Annotated in this window: 20 protein-coding genes and 1 tRNA gene; 8 read left to right on the top strand and 13 right to left on the bottom strand. The window is 48.2% G+C overall.

Translation table 11 applies throughout. The annotated features are described in order from the left end of the window. Positions 1-123 precede the first annotated feature (123 nt). Positions 124-723 (top strand): septal ring lytic transglycosylase RlpA family protein, encoded by a 600-nt coding sequence (locus SIB74_RS08340; RefSeq protein ID WP_041374904.1) that lies wholly within the window; start codon positions 124-126, stop codon positions 721-723. Then, positions 720-2,270, top strand: coding sequence for a bifunctional pantoate--beta-alanine ligase/(d)CMP kinase (locus SIB74_RS08335; RefSeq protein ID WP_074159105.1), 1,551 nt, complete (start codon positions 720-722; stop codon positions 2,268-2,270). The genes SIB74_RS08340 and SIB74_RS08335 overlap by 4 nt, the downstream gene beginning before the upstream one ends. On the opposite strand, the gene SIB74_RS08330 is transcribed toward SIB74_RS08335, so the two are convergent. From SIB74_RS08330 to SIB74_RS08305, 6 genes are all read right to left on the bottom strand, one after another. After that, positions 2,254-2,733, bottom strand: a complete 480-nt coding sequence (locus SIB74_RS08330; RefSeq protein ID WP_011826849.1) for a low molecular weight protein-tyrosine-phosphatase — start codon at positions 2,731-2,733, stop codon at positions 2,254-2,256. The genes SIB74_RS08335 and SIB74_RS08330 overlap by 17 nt on opposite strands. Before the next feature lie 201 nt (positions 2,734-2,934). Further along, complete coding sequence (locus tag SIB74_RS08325; RefSeq protein WP_063395058.1) at positions 2,935-3,708, bottom strand: phycoerythrobilin:ferredoxin oxidoreductase; 774 nt, start codon at positions 3,706-3,708, stop codon at positions 2,935-2,937. Then, on the bottom strand, positions 3,705-4,454 hold the full coding sequence (locus SIB74_RS08320) for a 15,16-dihydrobiliverdin:ferredoxin oxidoreductase (protein ID WP_063395059.1): 750 nt from the start codon (positions 4,452-4,454) through the stop codon (positions 3,705-3,707). The genes SIB74_RS08325 and SIB74_RS08320 overlap by 4 nt, the downstream gene beginning before the upstream one ends. Beyond that, positions 4,447-4,665 carry a hypothetical protein gene (locus SIB74_RS08315; protein ID WP_011826845.1) on the bottom strand — a complete coding sequence of 73 codons (219 nt, stop codon included), beginning with the start codon at positions 4,663-4,665 and terminating at the stop codon, positions 4,447-4,449. The genes SIB74_RS08320 and SIB74_RS08315 overlap by 8 nt, the downstream gene beginning before the upstream one ends. 15 nt (positions 4,666-4,680) lie before the next feature. Then, positions 4,681-5,400, bottom strand: coding sequence for a heme oxygenase (biliverdin-producing) (locus SIB74_RS08310; RefSeq protein ID WP_063395060.1), 720 nt, complete (start codon positions 5,398-5,400; stop codon positions 4,681-4,683). A 112-nt stretch (positions 5,401-5,512) separates the two neighbouring features. Beyond that, positions 5,513-5,719 carry a hypothetical protein gene (locus tag SIB74_RS08305; protein WP_011826843.1) on the bottom strand — a complete coding sequence of 69 codons (207 nt, stop codon included), beginning with the start codon at positions 5,717-5,719 and terminating at the stop codon, positions 5,513-5,515. Between the two features lie 479 nt (positions 5,720-6,198). Between SIB74_RS08305 and SIB74_RS08300 the strand changes: the two genes are divergently transcribed. The 3 genes from SIB74_RS08300 (at position 6,199) to SIB74_RS08290 (ending at position 8,073) form a co-directional block, all read left to right on the top strand. Continuing rightward, positions 6,199-6,744 carry a bleomycin hydrolase gene (locus SIB74_RS08300; RefSeq protein WP_011826841.1) on the top strand — a complete coding sequence of 182 codons (546 nt, stop codon included), beginning with the start codon at positions 6,199-6,201 and terminating at the stop codon, positions 6,742-6,744. A 56-nt stretch (positions 6,745-6,800) separates the two neighbouring features. Further along, positions 6,801-7,268, top strand: a complete 468-nt coding sequence (locus SIB74_RS08295; protein ID WP_011826840.1) for a bleomycin hydrolase — start codon at positions 6,801-6,803, stop codon at positions 7,266-7,268. Between the two features lie 169 nt (positions 7,269-7,437). Then, the gene (locus SIB74_RS08290) at positions 7,438-8,073 is read left to right on the top strand and encodes a HEAT repeat domain-containing protein (protein ID WP_063395061.1); all 636 of its coding nucleotides are present in this window, start codon (positions 7,438-7,440) and stop codon (positions 8,071-8,073) included. Positions 8,074-8,076: 3 nt separating this feature from the next. Here the strand turns inward: SIB74_RS08290 and SIB74_RS08285 are convergent, their stop codons facing one another. After that, positions 8,077-9,024, bottom strand: a complete 948-nt coding sequence (locus tag SIB74_RS08285) for a HEAT repeat domain-containing protein (RefSeq protein WP_063395062.1) — start codon at positions 9,022-9,024, stop codon at positions 8,077-8,079. 756 nt (positions 9,025-9,780) lie between these two features. Here SIB74_RS08285 and SIB74_RS08280 point away from each other — a divergent pair. Beyond that, entirely contained in the window at positions 9,781-9,987 is a 207-nt protein-coding gene (locus tag SIB74_RS08280) for a hypothetical protein (RefSeq protein WP_156486026.1), read from the top strand. Positions 9,988-10,784: 797 nt separating this feature from the next. Further along, positions 10,785-12,134, top strand: coding sequence for a HEAT repeat domain-containing protein (locus SIB74_RS08275; protein ID WP_063395063.1), 1,350 nt, complete (start codon positions 10,785-10,787; stop codon positions 12,132-12,134). 317 nt (positions 12,135-12,451) lie between these two features. On the opposite strand, the gene SIB74_RS08270 is transcribed toward SIB74_RS08275, so the two are convergent. From SIB74_RS08270 to SIB74_RS08260, 3 genes are read right to left on the bottom strand one after another with little or no spacing between them, the layout of a single operon-like run. Further along, a complete protein-coding gene (locus SIB74_RS08270) occupies positions 12,452-13,066 on the bottom strand; it encodes a chromophore lyase CpcT/CpeT (RefSeq protein WP_063395064.1) in 615 nt (204 codons plus the stop codon). 17 nt (positions 13,067-13,083) lie between these two features. Then, on the bottom strand, positions 13,084-13,617 hold the full coding sequence (locus SIB74_RS08265; RefSeq protein ID WP_063395065.1) for a phycobiliprotein lyase: 534 nt from the start codon (positions 13,615-13,617) through the stop codon (positions 13,084-13,086). After that, positions 13,607-13,795, bottom strand: coding sequence for a hypothetical protein (locus SIB74_RS08260; RefSeq protein ID WP_011826832.1), 189 nt, complete (start codon positions 13,793-13,795; stop codon positions 13,607-13,609). The genes SIB74_RS08265 and SIB74_RS08260 overlap by 11 nt, the downstream gene beginning before the upstream one ends. A 467-nt stretch (positions 13,796-14,262) precedes the next feature. Here SIB74_RS08260 and SIB74_RS08255 point away from each other — a divergent pair, with 467 nt between their 5' ends. Beyond that, complete coding sequence (locus SIB74_RS08255) at positions 14,263-14,568, top strand: hypothetical protein (protein WP_063395066.1); 306 nt, start codon at positions 14,263-14,265, stop codon at positions 14,566-14,568. 233 nt (positions 14,569-14,801) lie between these two features. Here the strand turns inward: SIB74_RS08255 and SIB74_RS08250 are convergent, their stop codons facing one another. From SIB74_RS08250 to SIB74_RS08240, 3 genes are all read right to left on the bottom strand, one after another. Beyond that, positions 14,802-15,056 carry a hypothetical protein gene (locus tag SIB74_RS08250; protein WP_063395067.1) on the bottom strand — a complete coding sequence of 85 codons (255 nt, stop codon included), beginning with the start codon at positions 15,054-15,056 and terminating at the stop codon, positions 14,802-14,804. Positions 15,057-15,066: 10 nt separating this feature from the next. Beyond that, positions 15,067-15,139, bottom strand: a tRNA-Phe gene (locus SIB74_RS08245). 344 nt (positions 15,140-15,483) lie between these two features. Then, on the bottom strand, positions 15,484-15,750 hold the full coding sequence (locus tag SIB74_RS08240; RefSeq protein WP_063395068.1) for a hypothetical protein: 267 nt from the start codon (positions 15,748-15,750) through the stop codon (positions 15,484-15,486). Positions 15,751-15,830 lie beyond the last annotated feature (80 nt).

Here is a 15,830-nt window from a genome sequence, read left to right as displayed (position 1 = left end):
TGCTGTTCGAGCTCTCCTAAAGAGAGGATGTAATTCGTACGGTTTGGGGAAGTTTGGTTGGTTGAAGGACGTATTCCTGCTGGGGATGATTTTTTCTCCTCATTCAAGTGTCGTCTGCTAGTAATGAAATTTTCCGTTTCGCTTCTTGTTCTTGCTGGTGTTTGCTCCAGCAGTGCTGCACTGTTACCAGCCTTTGCTCGTGATCTTGACCTCGACAAAAAGGTCACCAGGGAACAGGTCAAGAAAGCTCTGCTTGAACGAATCTCGCTTCTTGCGACTCCTTTGTCTGCCAATCAAGGCAGCTCAGATCAAGGCAGTGCTGATGTCGCTACTGGTTTAACTGTTGATTCAGTTGTTGAGACACCACAAGCGTTACCAATCGTTCCAGTTGCAAAGCTCAACAGACCTGTCAAGCCAACTCCCACTGTTGTTCAAGTGAGCACTGGTGAAGCAAGCTGGTACGGCCCGGGCTTCTTCGGAAACCGAACTGCAAGTGGTGAAGTTTTCAGGCCAGGCACAATGACAGCTGCTCATCGCAGCTTGCCTTTTGGTACCAAGGTAAGGGTGACCAACCTTTGGAATGATCGCTCAGCTGTTGTGACAATCAACGATCGCGGCCCTTTTATCGCTCATCGCGTCATCGATCTTGCTCATGGTGCTGCCCATGAGCTTGGTTTGATATCGAGTGGTATTGCCCAAGTGCGTCTTGAGGTGCTGCGCTGAGTTTTTCTGTTCTCAGTTCAACGGCTGAGTTACATCGATGGCGTAAGCATCAGCAGTCTTCGGTTTATTTCGTCCCCACCATGGGCGCTTTGCACCGCGCTCATGGCCAGCTGATCAAGTCAGTTCAAGGATTTGGCAGCCTTCAACCAGCCGCTGTGTTGGTGAGTGTTTTCGTGAATCCTTTGCAGTTTGGCCCTGCTGAGGATTTCGATAGTTATCCTCGTGATCTTGAGGCCGACTGTGAGTTGGCATCAAGATCAGGTGCTTCTGCACTCTGGGCTCCTTCAGTTGATCAGGTTTTTCCTGGGGGGGCTTCTTCCCAGTTCAGGATTCAGGTTCCTTCTCATCTTCAGGCACATTTGTGTGGGGCGAGTAGGCCCGGTCACTTTGATGGTGTGGTCACGGTGGTGGCTCGCCTTTTGGCTCTAGTTCGGCCAGAGGTGCTTGTGCTTGGCGAAAAGGATTGGCAGCAATTGGTGATCCTGCGCCATTTGGTTGCCCAGTTGGGGTTGCCCGTGCGGGTGCATGGGGTCGCCACGGTGCGCGATGAAGATGGCTTGGCTTGTAGTTCCCGTAATCGTTACCTCATGACTCAACAGCGCCAGCAGGCGTTGGCCTTGCCTCAGCTACTTGCTCGAGCTGCTCGGGAGTCTCAGGATGGACGAGCAGTTGATCTTGCAGGGCTCCGGTGCGCATGGGAGCAACTTGGCTTGGAGGTTGAGTATGTAGAAACGGTCGATGCGTTTAACCTGCAGCCTTTGCATGCTGGCCGCAAGCTTTGCCTTCTGGCGGCGGCTGTGCGTTGCGGGGAGACTCGTCTCATCGATCACACTTTTCTGATGTCTCGTCAGCCAATTGTTGCTATAGATGGACCTGCCGGTGCTGGTAAAAGCACCGTGACACGAGCCTTTGCTGAACGGCTTGGCCTGCTCTACCTCGATACGGGGGCGATGTATCGGGCTGTCACTTGGTTGACCCAGCAACATGATGTTGATCCGCACGACCCTGTGGCAGTCAAAACCATCCTTGAGAAGCTTGAGCTTGAGCTTGAGCCATCTCAATCAGGACCACAGAAGGTTCGGATCAATGGTCACGACGTAACAGAGGCGATCAGATCGCCGGAAGTGACGTCCTCGGTTTCAGTGGTTGCTGCTCACGGCTGTGTTCGTAAGGCTTTGACGGCTCAGCAACAGAGGATGGGTGTACGAGGCGGTTTGGTCGCTGAAGGACGGGATATTGGTACGGCCGTTTTCCCAGATGCAGAGTTGAAGGTGTTCCTCACCGCCAGCCCGGCTGAACGTGCCAGGCGTCGCGCTCTGGACCTGGACAATCGTGGTTTCCCGGTTCCTGATCTGGCTGAGTTGGAAACACAAATCGAGGAACGTGATCGAATGGATAGCACCCGCGAAGTTGCTCCTTTGCGCCAAGCTGAAGATGCCACTGAGTTGATCAGTGACGGCATGTCGATTGAGGAGGTGATTGAGACTTTGATCGATCTGTTTCGAGTGCAGGTTCCCGAGGAGGTTTGGCCTACACCTGGGAGCTGAGTGCAATCAGTAGGCCTTCACAGGCGTCTTCAAGCAGATCGAGAACTTTCTCGAAGCCTGCATCTCCTCCGTAATAAGGGTCTGGGACCTCTTCAAGTGATGTTTTGGTGGCATAGCTGAGCATGGGCTCGATCCTGGCAGTTGCCATAGGGCCGACTTCGGTGGCCAGGCTCTGAACAGTCGCCAAATTATCTGCGTCCATGGTCAGGATTAGATCAAAAGTCTGCAGATCCTCGAGGGTGATCTGTCTCGCTCGGCTGGGTAGAAGGATCCCTCGCTGCTGGGCAGCACTACGCATGCGCGAATCCGCTGGCCTGCCAACGTGCCATCCACCGGTGCCGGCGGAATCCACCACGAAGTGCTTCTCCATGTCTTGGCTTTTGAGTTGATGCAGGAAAACCCCTTCTGCAGCGGGGGAGCGACAGATGTTGCCGAGGCAAACGAACAGCAGCCGATGATTCATTCAGACTCCAAGCGTTGCGGGATGAGCGTGAATCGCTTTGAATACCACTGAGGCACTTTTGATTGCACTTGCGAGGGTCTTTAAGTCTATTGATGGCTTGCCTTATCTCATGTTTGTTGAGTTGAAGTCAACAATGCACAAAAGAATCTCGTTTTCCAATGAGTTCATCTGAGACTTTGTAGGGTCTTGATCAGAGCGCTCTTAGAGGTCAAAAAGAACGTTATGGATATAAGACTCGGTCCATTGGTGACCATGGAAGCGGGCCAACATGGCTCTTGCTGGATCCTTTTTCGCTCTGTAGCTCAAGTATCGTTTCTGACCTTCCAGCAGCTTGAAGGCACGTTGAGGGGAGACCTCCTCTGCCATTTCGACAAGATCTAAGTAAAGGTTTAGGTAGTCTCTAAATGCCGGCATGATGACTTCATCGATCAGCTGGTTTCCTTCACTGCCCAGGTGTAGGCGAGTCCAGATAAATCCTGGTGAAAAGTAAGGTTTAGCTTCTTCTGGTATCGGCCCTCCCTCAGGGAGGCGAACTCTCCATTGTTCAAAGATTGGCATCAGTCGTTCCCAGACTTGTTTGGTATGACGTTCGTCACTTGTGATTGCTGGCTGTAAGTCCAGTGCTAAAAGGTGCCCAGATGGAAGTGTTACTAAGTCTGCACCGAAGAACGGAAGATCGAAGGTGTGATAAGGGTTTATCACGAAATTCAAGACCGAGGCTGAACTGCCGGCCTCCACGCATGCGGCTCGCACCTGTCTGAACTTTTTGGTTCTGCAAGCCCAGGTGCATGTTGTCACCTTGATGGGTTGAGATTTGGAGCCTGTTTTCCCTTCTCTTTGCAGGAACTCTGGAGCCACTGGGTATGGCTCAGGCTTCAGTGGTATTAAAGCGTTGATGGCATGGCTGAGGAACGGCGCCCATCGCCATTCGGGCATCCTGACTGGATCAAGGCTGCTTAGGCGTAAGGGTTTCATCGAGGTAGGTCATAGTCTGCTTCTGACGGCGGAGATGAATCCGCTTTAGTGCTGGCAGGAAACAGGAATTCGTGTAGGAAGCGATCAGACCATGCCTTGCCGAAATGACTCGTAAACAAGCCGTGGGCTGGATCACGCTCAGCGCTGTAAATGTCATAAGCGATCTGTAGTTGTTTGACTTCGGCCGCCGGGATTAGGGAGGCCTTATCGCTGTTTTGTTGGTGAAGCTCCCAGTAACAGTGCAGGAAAGCGTTGAACGCTTCAGGTAAGGAGTTGGTGGCTTTTTCGGCGCCGCCTCTGCAGAAAAGTAACCAGGGGGAGAAGTATTGATTGGGATCGAACAATCGCATCGTCTCCTCTCCACTCAGTTCAGGGAAACGATTTTGGAGGGCTTTGAGTCCCTGGAAGTGGCGCTCTAAGTAGGAGTGATCTTGAATGAGGGGTTGAAAGTCAAGGATCGCTACTAGTTTTTGTCTCTTCCCAAACCACAACAAGTCCAATCCCATCAATGGCTGATCAATGTTGTAGTTCGGATAGGCCACTGAGTTGAGGACCTGAAGGCTTTCCCCTGCATCGAGTCGCGAGACCCTCCAGCGACGGAACCCTGGTACCTGCCAGAGCCAACTTCGAATCAAGCTGTTTTTTTTCTCGTTTCGACATTCCCTAAGACCATCAGGAACTGCTGCAATTTCTCCGCCTTGTATTCGGATGCTGGAGTGCAGTTTCTCAAGTAATGGGTCAAACATCTAAATGTGACCCCTCACTTCTTTGGGCTGAGTTGAAGATTTTCTCAAGATCAGTGGCTTGATGGTTCATGGCATGTTTGATGAATAGGCCAATCACATACCCAGATTGTTCGATCTCCAGAGTGGTCTTATAGGGACTGGTGATCGCAAGCATTTCATCCTCAGCCAGGTTGAAAGTGTTGACCAGTTGAAGGCGTTGATTCTCCGTCAACCTCTTGCTTTCCTCTTAGGCCACCGCATCCTCAGTGCTGCCGCCTCGTTGGCGGCTCGTGAGGAATCCAAACAGGACCTTTCCAATTGCAGCCACTAGGTTGCCTTCCAACTCCTTGAACATGGCCATATTGCAGTGAAAGGCCATATTTGCCTCCTTGACCATGCGCTCGGCGGTCTGCTGATTGATCGGCAGGCTATCAAGGGTGGCGCTGTACAGAGTCTTGAACGCTTTGGTGTCTTCAATGTCATCAAAGATATAAAAACGCACGCCGTCATTGCCCCCTAGCTTCATGGCCTTCTGGGCGATGGTCTTGAGAATCTGACCGCCTGAAAGGTCCCCGAGATAGCGGGTGTAGTGATGAGCCACCAGTAACTCAGGCGACTCCTGAGCCAACGTGTGAATACGGGCCACATACTCCTCAGCCGCCAGCGTTGCCTTGGCCAGATTGCGCCAGTTGCTGCCGAAATAAAAAATCAAATCTTGTTCTAAGGCCTCGCAGCGATTGAGCTCGGGGAAGCCAACAGGTGCCACCACCGGATGCTTTTGCTCACGCAGCTTGCCGATTTCTGCTTCCAATGCGGAGTAGACGAAATAGAGATCAGCCACCAGCATGCGATAACTGGACTGATCAACCACACCTTTAAGGAAACAGCTCACGAAACCAGTGTTTTCGGCCATCGTGTGGGCGGCCTTGGTGCCTTCTCTCAATTGGCTCGCAAGGGCTACCGCCAAGGTGCTTGAAGTCGGATGTCTTGATTGACCCTAGGAGGCTAAATGGCAGTTTCAGTAAGACCTTAAAAGAAGGATTCGCACTTGAACAGGATTCAACGGCAATGAGGCTGAATTAATTCTGATCACGCTGTGCGACGAGCTCAGTGAGAATCAAGTCGATTCGCTGCAATTCGGTATGTTCGGCTAATGAGGCGTCGATCTTTTTTTGAGGCATCCTTAGCTTTTGCCCAATTGAGATAATTTCATTTCGTAATCGCTTGCGATAGTCGTTGAGATCCCCAATGGTCTCCTGTAGCTCTTCTCGTGTGGCTTCAGGCATTGGTTTTAAGAACTCATCTTTAAGCCTACACTTGAAGATTTAAGCATCATTTCAAGTAAGAGAACCCCTTTAGAGGAGGTCAACATCGAGCTTTTTGAGCAATGATCAACGCAACTCAATGAAGCCTTGCATGGCTTGCTTCTGCTCTGGTTGGCTTGGATTCTGTAGGAGTGCCGAAGTCCAAAAGTTTAATCAAGCAGTGTGTCTTGGCTGCGTGGATGCTTCAGTGACGAACCGTTGCGTGATTGCTTGCTGATTGGCTGGGTTTCGGTATAGAGGCTTACGATTGCTTTCGTCTTCAGCCCAATCAAGGGGGGCAAAACCCATTAGCGCAAATGTCTTGCCGCTTTAATGCAGGCTTCTTAAGGCGTCACCCGCATTAAGAGGTTTATATGCAAGTGGTAATGTCCATCTAGCTTTTGGAGTCTTCCCTTAATGGTTCAGAAGCTCCCTAACCCCCAGTCCTGTCCGGCTTGCCAATGCTTGACGCATTCTCTCGCGCTGTAGTTGGTGCTGATGCCAAAGGGGCATGCCTCGGCAGTGCCGATTTGGCTTCTCTTCGTCAGCACGTTGCGGATGCCAACATTCGAATCGATGCAACTAATGCAATCGCGCAACACATTTCTTGTATTGCAGCGGATGCAGTGAGCGGCATGGTTTGCGAGAACACAGGCATGACCCAGCCTGGCGGTAACTGCTATCCCACTCGCCGCATGGCTGCTTGCTTGCGCGATGGAGAGATCATCCTCCGCTATGTCAGTTACGCCCTCTTGGCTGGGGATGCATCTGTTCTGGATGATCGTTGCCTCAATGGTCTCAAAGAGACCTACGACGCGCTGGGCGTGCCTATCAAGAACGCAGTTCGTGCTGTTGAGATCATGAAGGCCGCTACTGTCGCTATCATTACTGATACAAATTCTGGTCCCTCTGCTTTCCAGGGCATCTCTGGTAAGGGTTCTGACTGCCAGGGCATTGCTGCAGAAGCTGCTTCCTATTTTGATCGTGTGATCAGTTCCCTGAGCTGAATCATTCGTAATCTTCTCCAATTTAATTATCACACTTCCATAAAGGGAATCACACGATGAAATCTGCTGTCACAACAGTGATCACTGCAGCAGATGCAGCAGGTCGTTTCCCTGATATAAGTGACCTTAAAGCTGTCAAGGCATCCTTCGATCGTGCGGCTGCGCGCATGGAAGCTGCTGAGAAGCTGGCTTCTGGCATAGACAATGTGACTGCTGATGCACTTAAAGCTGTTTACAGCGATGGTAAGTATGATCTTGCAACTCGGGACAAGTGTGCAAGAGATATCAACCACTACTTGCGCCTGATTAACTATTGCTTGATAGCAGGTAGCACTGGCCCTCTTGATGAGTGGGGTATTGCCGGTGTTCGAGAAGTGTTTCGCACACTTGGTATCCCTACTTCTGCCTACATCGAGGCCTTTAGCTACATCCGTGAGCGCGTATGTGTTCCTCGTGATATGGATCAGCAAGCTGCTAACGAGTTTAAGGACCTTCTTAACTACCTGATTAATGCTCTCTCCTGAACCTCAATGCCTTTAGGCGGCTACTTCTCAAGGTCTGTGTAGCTTGTTTTTTGGCTTGGTTGTCCTTGTCTGTAAAAGTATTGGGAATCTATTTAATTTGAAGATCTCCACCAAGCTCTTCTGAATTACTCTTATTGCTAGTGACTTGAGATGTGCTGAGCCTACATACATGAGCAAAGATGAAAACTGCAAGCCTGATCTTGAGGATTTATTTGATGACTTTGCTCATCCAAATCCACAAATCAAAGAAGAAGCTTATTTGAAAATGTCTCGCTACTGGCCTGAGGAGTCAATGCCTAGGCTGCTGGCCAATCTGGATCAGACGGATATTGAACTTAGAAGAGCATCTGTAAAAGCCCTTGGTGTATTTGGGAGACGCTCCTTGCTCCCTTTGGTGCAGATATTTCATGCCAGTGAGAATAGAATAGTTCGCACAAGTTGTCTCAAGGCTTTTGTGCAAGTGGCAGTTAAGTTCCCTGGTGAAGCCTTCCCAAAGGAGGCCATGGAGGTTGTCGAATTGGCTCTACAGGATGATATTCCTGAGTTAATACTTACAGTGGTTCCGCTTTTATCTCTTCTCGGCAATCAGGGGTTTCCACTTCTGCTACAGAGTTGCAAAAGTAAGAATATCTTGCTGGCCGCTATTGCAGTAACTGCTCTTGGGGAAGTTGATGTTCCTGCGGCTGAAGCTTGCTTGAAAGAGCTTCAGGCGGACGATTTAATTGATGATTTGTTGCGAGGGAGCGTGATTGATGCTCTCAATACATTAGAGCAACGTAATGCAGGCAATCCCAGTACTAAATAATGACTAGCTTTCATCATTATGGTTTTTTAGATCTTCGCTCGAAAGCTGATCAATTGCTAATTGCAGAATCCTATTGACGCTTTCATCTTGTTCTGCAGACTTTTTTTCAAGCAGTTCATTGAGTGTTTCCGTTGCCTTCAGTTTCATTAGAGACATGGCAGCATTCTTTCGGACTTGAGGGTGTAAATCATCGAGCCTTGCCAATAACATTGGCTGTGCCCAGGATGGTTCGTGTAGCTTGCCAAGCAATATGGTGGCTTCAGCCCGCACATCGCTTGCAGGGTCAACTAAAGCTCCTAGGAGAAGCTCTCGAGCATCCGTATCACCCAAGGCTTGTATTTGCTCTCCCAGGCCTGCGATGGCTGCCGCTCTAATTTCTGCATGGTCGGATTGGGCTGCATTGCGAAGAGCATCAGGTGCTTGCGCTCCCACAAAGGCCAGCCCCCAGCTAGCGAATCCACATTGCATTGCTGTGCTGTTGGGATTCATGATTACCTCTAGCAGGAGCTCTACTGCATCTGCACCAAAAATCGCCATGGCTCCTGCTGCTGATCCTTGAACGACAGGGTCTGGATCGTTGAGAAGGGCCTCGAGGAGATTTGGCAAGGTGTTTGGATCGCCAACCAGTTTGAGGGTCTTTGCGGCGGCGCGCCTCACCGTGGCACTGGAATGCTTGTGTAGGGCCACACAAAGTGCTGGCACCGCTGCCTTGCCTACGACGCCGAGACTTTCTGCAAAAGTACGTCGAAGCAATCCTCGATGATCGCCAAGACCAGACACCATGCGTTGAATCTGCTCTGCATCGGCTTTCGGTGTGTCTCCACGTCTGAGCAGAGCCTTTAATTCATCGGCCAGTTCAGCGGCTTCGTCTTCATTCAGCAACGACTCGTCAGTATTGATGCTGAAGGGTTGGTCCTGTGTCAATGTTGTCGACTTGAGAAGAGAATGCATGCATTATCGATGTGAGCAAGGTAGGCACTAGAGCCGAGTGATCCACAGTTTTGATGGTTCAGGCCCTTATGCAAACCTGCCCGATAGAACGGTAAGGGAATAACAACATGACCATGATGACGTTTGTGAATTGTGCAGGATTTTGGCGTTAAGTAGAAATTGTTCCTTCACTCTCTTGGAATTTTTCTAGGGAGGATCTTGGCCGAAAATTTTCGCCGTGTTTCTTTAGTGTTGAAGTTAGTTAACCCCCCTTGCCATCCTGATTGCTTTGTGAAGGTTGGCTGCCATGCCTTCGTTAAAGGCATGGTCAGAGCCATTGTGATATTTTTTTTGACCTTGAAAGGAGCCTAGGATTGTGTTTGGTTTGCTTCCTGAGCAGTTAAGTTTGGGTGTGCTTGAGATTGTGGATTCCAACAGCTTGATAATTACTATTAGCTAGAATAGCCTCAGGATGTTGATAGAAGCTAAAAGGGTCTTTAATGTCATTGATCTGAAGCCATTAGAGGCTCCCTTTTTTGGGTTTATTGAATTGTCGATGTAATAGTGGTAAGTAAAGTGACGATAAACTGTTCAGTGACGCTTGATTATTCAGAGTCAAAATTGATTATTGAGGCACTCCAGTCCCCTTGTTGGATGGTTGAAAGTTTGCCTTGTTTTTAAGGCTATTACCAATGCTTGCGCAAGCCTCGAGTCCTTCCCAGATTGTATATCAGTCAATCTCCTAAGAGTTTTAGCCCTGCGTTCTATTTCCATAGAATGGAACCCCTTGCTTATTCCCACAGCTTTTCTATCTCAAAACATGTTTTATTGCTGATCAATATGACTCATATGGATGAATCAAAAGCTACAGGTTGTAGTACGGAAGCAGAAATAGCTTCTTTGGTTGAGGCTGATCTACGTGAGCTATTGATAAATGAGTTCAATTGGGTAGGCAATAGCACGGCATTTTCATTAAGCAAATGATGGTAGATTTCTTTGTCGACAAGGAATGGACAAGTCGATAATACTTTGCGGCCTCAATTGGCACATAGATTTCCTGCTACCCTGGCTTTGAGCCTACTGTTTTGCTCTTTGGCTAATGATTCTTTTAGTGGCTATCCATGGAGCTCTGGGCATTATTTGTTATTTTTCTGCTTTGTCGCATTAGGGAAAAGAGATAGAAGTAAGCTTTTCTGGCTGAATCAATCAACCATTATTTAAGCTATCGTTCTAGTAGCAACAGAAGCTCCTAACCCTGAACAGCTAGCAATATCAACTCATGAATTTACCGATGCATTGTATTATGATTTTTCCACCTCTTTAATGAATGCATCTTCGCTCGAAGCGTCTATCACATTGTGCTTACTGAAATCTGGCTAGTGTTTTTTATGTTGAATTGGGGTAGATATTTGGCTTCTTTGTCAGTTGTAAAGAGTCATTCCGTAATCAATACTGAGGCTGATTTGCTATGTAAGAAAACGATTGATTGAGAGGTTTTTGAGGGTCTTGTCAAGATGATAAGGATCAATTTGGTGCTTAGGTATTTCAATGAATACCGCTTCTATTGACCCTCTGATTCATTATCAGTGAGTAGCGATACTTTTCTATTCCAGCTTCGTTCAGGAGGCATGCCTCTAATGTGATGCCAGCACCTTTTGCAAAAAAGCAGAGTTCACGATTGTCTAATATTTCTTAAAAGAGGACTGAGATAGGAATGCAGTGTTCCAGAGTAATGACTTGGTCAACCTTTCGGCCTTGCTCATCGTTCATATTCTGATCTAGTGAAAGAGCTGAAGAGCCCATTCGATAATCTTCCATCTCTCAGCCAGGAAGAGGCTCTCAAGATTCTTTGTACGCCTATCAATAAGTTGGAGTTGGCCAGTGATTACTACAAGGCAGCCTTTCACCTAAGCAAATTCCCTGGACCCATGACTGAACGGGCCTTGTTGCGCCTGATTGAGTCAGAGTCCTCTGAATTTCCTGTTGTGATTGCCCGTAAAAAGGCCGTTGAGGGCTTGGCTCGTCTTCGATGTACCGCTGCAATTCCTGCCATTGGTCGCTGCCTCACAAGCAGTGATCCATATTTGGTTGAGATTTCGGCTTGGGCACTACAAGAGTTGGATTGTCAGGATCCTGACCTACATCAACTCATGATGTCTTTGCTAGATGATCCCAAGCAGCATCGGCGCGTGTTGATTCAGAGCCTGTCTTGTCTTGGGGTGGTTTCAGCGGCTCCAAGAATTAAGTCTTTGCAGGATGATGCCAACCCTGGGGTTAGTGGTGCTGCTCTTGCTGCAGTGTTTAAGCTTTGTGGGCAAAGAGCTCGATTGGTGGAGCTGGAGTTGCATCTTGCCCTTCCTGTTCAGATGGATCGGCATCTTGCAATTCAGGATATTATCGATGCAGGGGAGTTTGACTTACTTAAGGCCACGTTAAGGGCACCTGTATCTCCGACCTTTCGAATGCGGGCCTTGAATGCACTTTGGCCTGAAGAGGTGGGGCAGCAGAATGGTCTTGATCTGTTGCTTATTTTGGATGGGCTGATGCGTGATGACCCAGATGATCTTGATCTCGTGCATCATTATGATGAATCTCCTACAGATGCCTTCTTGATAGAGGAACTATTCGCGACTGATTTCAGTCGCTGTTATCTTGCTGTTCAGACCTTGCGTAGTCATAATCCAAAAGAGCTTTGGCCTTTGTTGTTGAAATGCTGGGAACGAGCCGAGAAGGATTATGGCGCGCTCTATTTCTTTATGCTTCTTTTTAGATGTATGACCGATTGGCCGGAAACAGCACAACAGAAAATTCAGGATTTATGTTTTTTTGCACTTGATAGGCGTTGGCCTGATTTTATTAAATTCAAACCGGCGTCCATTCTCACACTGATGCAATATAGCCCCGAGATTGGTTGTTCCTATTTGTCTCAATGGCTGAACCCAGGTAAGTCTCCTTACTGGGCCTGTCGATATGCAGCATTATTGGCTATTGAGCCTTTACTTCATGTAGAAGAATGGGGCGCATTGGTAGAGAATGTGGCTAGAAATAAGGAGGACCCACATCGCTTTGTTCGAGCTAAGGTTAACAGTCTTGAGATGAATCGTATCGGGGCTTCTCCTCCTGTAACTTAGGGGTATTCTTCTTTGCTGACTCGCCTTGCTCGTGAATTTTAAACAGTAGTATTGATTATAGATTTAGCACTTTATTTATTATTATTTTGCTGGTCAACTATCAAGATATTACGCCGATCAATTCCCTCATGCTCTTATTTCTAAGTGTTCGAGAGGCCTGGCTTTTGCAAAGTAAAAAAACGGTAATGGCTTAGTAGGCCTGGAAAGCAGGATGTGAGTGCATGGGATAGTTGATATAGGCATTGAACTGTCAAGGTGTCTCTCCGTCTTGTTATTTCAGTCTCACGACACATCACTATTTTCTTGGATGTGTTAATTCATTGTGAGGCAGAGCGCAACCAGCTTTCGTTAAGATGATCGCCTAGATTTACAATACGTTGGAAGTGAAGTGGACCGTGCTTTGAGCCCCAGAGCTGTTCATGTGTTTTTGGGTCAAATCCGCGATCTCGACTAATCCAAATTTTTTCATCAAACTCCACCTCGCTGACCAGATAAGTCATGGTGTTGTTGCGAGGAACTAGGCATTCGTTACCAGGTTCAACTTGTCCTCGATATTGGTTTGGTTTGACTTCCTTGAAGTGCATAGCACAGCCGCGTCGCGGAAGGAGCGTATCAGCGCATAGGTGATTGAGCAGGTCAGGGTAAAACCCTGCGCCAGCCAAGCGCTTAGGTTCTTGCAAACTATAATTCTTCAATATGAATGCTTCTTTGCTTGCTAGTAATTTATGTACGCCCTGGCGATAAGGACGCCAGGGATCATAGTCATAACTTTGCTCTGAATAAAATCCAGGCCCTTGAAATACATCCCATAATAGTGGCCTAAAGTAGATATTGATTCTGGCAAAGTTGATTGGATCTTTCTGAGCTTGCTGCTTGTTGCTGTAGTGAGAAGCTAATGTTTTAGCGAAACGCAGTAATGAACTCTGACGCATCTTTTTTTGTTGATCCTTTAGTTTTTTAGCCTGCGCACTTCTGAGGCAAAAGATGTTTGCAGTACGCCTGAGCCTTTTGATGTTCGTAGAACAGATGACCGGCACCGAATGTGTTTGGAAACAAACCAGATTCTCTCTTCAGCAATAGATTGTCCATATTTGGTCATCAGCAGGCAAGTCCCGTCTGATAGGAATTCGTAATTTGAGACAGCTTTTTCAGCTTCTGCATAGCCCATACTTCTTAAGATCACCCCTTTTTCATGGGTTTTTGGGATAGGTATTAAAAGGCATGAGCCCGATGTAACGTCTGACTGTGCATTTGGCTCCCAGTCACTTTCAGCTTGCCATTCCATTTTGAACGGCGATACGGGCATTCTGTTGAGACTTGTCGTGGACTTGAGGAGTTGGATAACTTCCGGCTCTTCGGTATTCACCTTTTGGATGCGAATCTCGCTTAGCACTTCCTCAAATTGTTGGAAGGCTAGTGAATGGCTACTTCGCATTGACCGCCATGTACCTTCACTTTGATCAACGAACTGCTCAATGTTCATCAAGAGATTCGTTTGAGTCTTCGTTTTTAACACTTGGCTGATTGCCACTGGCTTTTTGAATCATGCGTACCATGGAGTCAACCATCATCGACATCGCCATGGGAATTTCTTTCCCTGAGGGGGTTAGGGCAGATTGATCACCGGGTTGTTCACTTGAAGGGGGGCGAAACAGAGGCATGGGGAACGACGGTGATGGAAAGTTCAGGCTTTAGCCCTTTAGAAGCTCAATGGTTTGCAGGGAAATCAATTCCCTTTGGCCATGATAAACAAGCAAGAGGTGTCTTCCTGTGAGCTGGAAGCCAAAATCTTTAATTGTTTTCAGTTTGCATGGCTTCATGATTTTTTTGGCTTGGATATAAGGTCATCAACCTATAGATTCACCCTTGTCAGTCGCTAGCAGGCGAGAGGAGAAGAGCAATCAGGAGCCCTTTAGGTATAAATACTTGCGAGCCATCTGGTTTGATTTCGCTGCCGGGCCATTGACCCAGGCGATTGCCCTAATTGCAACAAGCTCTATCTAATCTCTGGAAAATTACGCTCCCAGCCAATCGCTGCTTGCTTCGCCTGCTCAAGCTTTTCTTGGTCTCGTGGTAGCAATTGTAGAAGATGTCATGACACCAACTTTGCCTCGTTGAAGCTTCTGAGATGGACAGCGAGCTTGGCACCGATACCATCGGCAAGATTCTTTCTGGGAGGAAATATCTGATGACGGTCAGTGAAAACCAGGCCTCTTTTGAAAAGTTGCTTAGTAAGCAACTGCAGGGTTTGAGTCAGTTGAGTGAGGCCTTGATTTTGAGGCTACTTCAGCTTGAAGAAAGGGTCGCGATACTTGAGAGTAGTCAATTTGTGAAAGATGATGGCTGCCATGAGGCCACTGAGAAGCTCCTTGTTGATAGTGAGGAGCGCGTGAGGCACCTGCAGGGGCTTTTAGATGTTGATCCAGATCGATGAACTTCGTTCAACCTCACTTACGCTATTTCATCAGAAGGTCATATCCTTAAAGAGGTTAAGCCTGAGAATAGTGAATCAGACCAAGCCTTTAATTTGAAGACAGAAGATTTCCAGGCAGAGGGGAATGTTGATCAGGGTCTTGAGAATGGGGATGGGACTTTTGGCGATGATGTTGGCGATACTCAATGCGTGGAGGATGCGCAAACAAATCTGCTTTCAGTCTGATCTATGTTTTAGATCAGATCAAGAAGTCGGATGCGAAATTTAGCCACTTCTTTGGCAATGGATGGAGATCCCAATAGGAATGGATGGTCCTTGATGGTGTCTAGGACTAGATTTAGTTTAGTCTCCTGACTAAGCTTATTCTCCCCTTTTTTAGACTGATAGTTTTTCCAGGCCTCATCAAATGTCATCGCAAAATTGTCTGCATTATTGAACAGGCGGTCGCTCTTTTCGTTGGACGGAGAGAAAGACACGGCAATGGGCATCTTAAATTGATGCCAGGACCCAGATTTGAACTGGGGACACGGCGATTTTCAGTCGCCTGCTCTACCAACTGAGCTATCCCGGCCCGTCGCGTTCGCGACCTCGGAATCTTAAATCACTGGGTGAGGCAAAGTCTTGCCAGGGTGGCGATGAAATCATTGCCTTAGGCCGCTGGGTCAACAACCTTGCTGTGGTGCAAACCCAATCGCGTCTTGGCGGCGATGAGCATGATGCTTGAGGGGGCAGTCCAAAGGTCATCAGTAGTTCAGCACTGGCGTTGTCGTCCCTGCGTTGATGGTGAGCTTGTTTTTTGCCATCAACGCCTTGTGCCTGATCGATCGCTCTAGTCTTTGGGGTGATGAGCTGCGCACTGTGATCCAGGCGTTTTAGCTCGCAGCTCTTTCCATCTTCGATTAGCTGAAAACCGACTCACACCCTCCCTTCTATGACTTGATGCTCGGGGGCTGGGGGCAGTTTGTTGGATAAAGCGCTATCAGCCTGCGTGTTTCCTCCTGGTTGGCCCATCTTGCGAGAGGAATTCTCATGCTTGCTCAGGCTGCCGGTTTGGCTCGGTGTCGTGTTCGAGCAGTTGATCTTGTCGCTCTGTTGGCTTTCTGCATTCCCTGCCCTATGCGCTTTTAATTGAGGGTAAAGGTTGTGCCTGGCCTGAGCCGTGCTGGCGTTTGCTGCAGTCATCGGAATTGTTCCAAGTTCTCGGTGGATGATCTATTGCTCGGGATATCTCTTTAACCCTTCTGCCAATCGTTGGACTTCTC

Source organism: Prochlorococcus sp. MIT 1306, assembly GCF_047304515.1.
GTDB lineage: Bacteria > Cyanobacteriota > Cyanobacteriia > PCC-6307 > Cyanobiaceae > Prochlorococcus > Prochlorococcus marinus_D.
This window is presented reverse-complemented; position numbering and strand designations above follow the sequence as displayed.

Coding starts and splice junctions, on each gene's coding strand:
- SIB74_RS08340 (WP_041374904.1), top strand. CDS start 124: ATGAAATTTTCCGTTTCGCTTCTTGTTCTTGCTGGTGTTTGCTCCAGC.
- SIB74_RS08330 (WP_011826849.1), bottom strand. CDS start 2,733: ATGAATCATCGGCTGCTGTTCGTTTGCCTCGGCAACATCTGTCGCTCC.
- SIB74_RS08325 (WP_063395058.1), bottom strand. CDS start 3,708: ATGAAACCCTTACGCCTAAGCAGCCTTGATCCAGTCAGGATGCCCGAA.
- SIB74_RS08320 (WP_063395059.1), bottom strand. CDS start 4,454: ATGTTTGACCCATTACTTGAGAAACTGCACTCCAGCATCCGAATACAA.
- SIB74_RS08305 (WP_011826843.1), bottom strand. CDS start 5,719: ATGCCTGAAGCCACACGAGAAGAGCTACAGGAGACCATTGGGGATCTC.
- SIB74_RS08300 (WP_011826841.1), top strand. CDS start 6,199: ATGCTTGACGCATTCTCTCGCGCTGTAGTTGGTGCTGATGCCAAAGGG.
- SIB74_RS08295 (WP_011826840.1), top strand. CDS start 6,801: ATGAAATCTGCTGTCACAACAGTGATCACTGCAGCAGATGCAGCAGGT.
- SIB74_RS08290 (WP_063395061.1), top strand. CDS start 7,438: ATGAGCAAAGATGAAAACTGCAAGCCTGATCTTGAGGATTTATTTGAT.
- SIB74_RS08285 (WP_063395062.1), bottom strand. CDS start 9,024: ATGCATTCTCTTCTCAAGTCGACAACATTGACACAGGACCAACCCTTC.
- SIB74_RS08280 (WP_156486026.1), top strand. CDS start 9,781: ATGGAACCCCTTGCTTATTCCCACAGCTTTTCTATCTCAAAACATGTT.
- SIB74_RS08270 (WP_063395064.1), bottom strand. CDS start 13,066: ATGCGTCAGAGTTCATTACTGCGTTTCGCTAAAACATTAGCTTCTCAC.
- SIB74_RS08265 (WP_063395065.1), bottom strand. CDS start 13,617: ATGAACATTGAGCAGTTCGTTGATCAAAGTGAAGGTACATGGCGGTCA.
- SIB74_RS08260 (WP_011826832.1), bottom strand. CDS start 13,795: ATGCCTCTGTTTCGCCCCCCTTCAAGTGAACAACCCGGTGATCAATCT.
- SIB74_RS08255 (WP_063395066.1), top strand. CDS start 14,263: ATGGACAGCGAGCTTGGCACCGATACCATCGGCAAGATTCTTTCTGGG.
- SIB74_RS08250 (WP_063395067.1), bottom strand. CDS start 15,056: ATGCCCATTGCCGTGTCTTTCTCTCCGTCCAACGAAAAGAGCGACCGC.
- SIB74_RS08240 (WP_063395068.1), bottom strand. CDS start 15,750: ATGACTGCAGCAAACGCCAGCACGGCTCAGGCCAGGCACAACCTTTAC.